Annotated in this window: 1 protein-coding gene and 1 pseudogene; both read right to left on the bottom strand. The window is 57.8% G+C overall.

From position 1 onward, the window contains the following. Positions 1-329, bottom strand: a pseudogene (locus BM300_RS29800) (hypothetical protein); the annotation flags it as partial. Positions 330-383: 54 nt separating this feature from the next. Then, the gene (locus BM300_RS29795) at positions 384-818 is read right to left on the bottom strand and encodes a DcrB-related protein (protein ID WP_063323759.1); all 435 of its coding nucleotides are present in this window, start codon (positions 816-818) and stop codon (positions 384-386) included. Between the last annotated feature and the right edge of the window lie 391 nt (positions 819-1,209).

Here is a 1,209-nt window from a genome sequence, read left to right as displayed (position 1 = left end):
CCGGTGCAGGAAGATGAAGTGTCTTCACCCGCCCGCATGGCATTGCGGCTGTTGATGTAGACGTTGAAGCTGCCCATTATCAACGCCCCCGTAGTGGGCTCGGGCAGGTTGAATATGGTCGAGAGGCCCTTGACGATCTGGAACATCGACAAGCCGCCAGCCGCAATCGAGCCGGCCATGATCGCCAAGGCCACGCCGCCCGTGGCAACCGTCGCGGCAACGACCGCAGCACCGATCAAGGCACCGGCCACGGCACCGGCGACCATCGCGGCCAACCCGAACCCGTGGGCTATTTCGTCACCCAGACGTGCTGCAGCCTGTGCATCCATTGCGCGCATCTACCTGACTGATGTGTATGACTGCTCAGTGGGACGTATGGATGCTCAGATGATCGGAGGCTGTGGCTTGAACGAATGCATCGCCACCTTCCAGGCCGGCTCGTGATAGGCGAAATCGTTCGGTGTGGTGGTCAAAGTGGTGATCACCACGGATGGTTTACGCTCGATGAACACCTGGCGCAGCATCAGGTCGCGCCCCTCGCGTTGCCAGGTGTAGTCCAGCAATGTAGCGGTGTGCCCATGCAGTACGGTGTCCCAGCGCTGCACCAGCTTGAAGCCCGGCAGTTGCTGCTCCGCGCTTTTGAGTTGGCGGTCCACGTACTCGGCAAAAGGAGCATCGCCCTGAGTGGTATCGCGGCTGATGACGAAACTGGCTTCTTTAGCAGGACCGACTGCCGGCAGCTTGAAAATATTGATGCTCTGGTCCTGCCAGGTATCGGGGATTTCGAGATCGGCTTCTTGAATGCGGTAAGAGGTCACAGTAATCGCTTTCCATGGACGTGAGGTGACGCGCGAAGGAGCAGATATTCAAGTAATGCCTGGTAACAATCAAGAACCGGGTTCCTCTACCCCAAGCAACGAACTACATTATGCGATCAGCGTCACTACTCTGGCGATTTCATGCCTGTGCACGAGCTATCAAAGGGCGCGATCGCTTGATCTTCAACGTCAAAAGCCGGCAATCTTGCGCAGCGTCAAATGGACTGCGGCAGCGATAAGGACAACCGATGCTATTCAACCAAGCCTCACGCCTGGCCAAAGTCACCAGCCCCCTGGGACCTGAGGTGCTGTTGCTCAAGGACATGGGCGGCGGTGAAGAATTAGGGCGGCTGTTCAACTACGAGTTGCAGCTGCATTCGCTGGACAATGC

The sequence above is a fragment of the Pseudomonas sp. NFACC46-3 genome, assembly GCF_900114515.1.
Taxonomy (GTDB): domain Bacteria; phylum Pseudomonadota; class Gammaproteobacteria; order Pseudomonadales; family Pseudomonadaceae; genus Aquipseudomonas; species Aquipseudomonas fluorescens_Q.
Note: the sequence above shows the minus strand (reverse complement) of the source record. Positions and strands in the feature narration are given on the sequence as shown.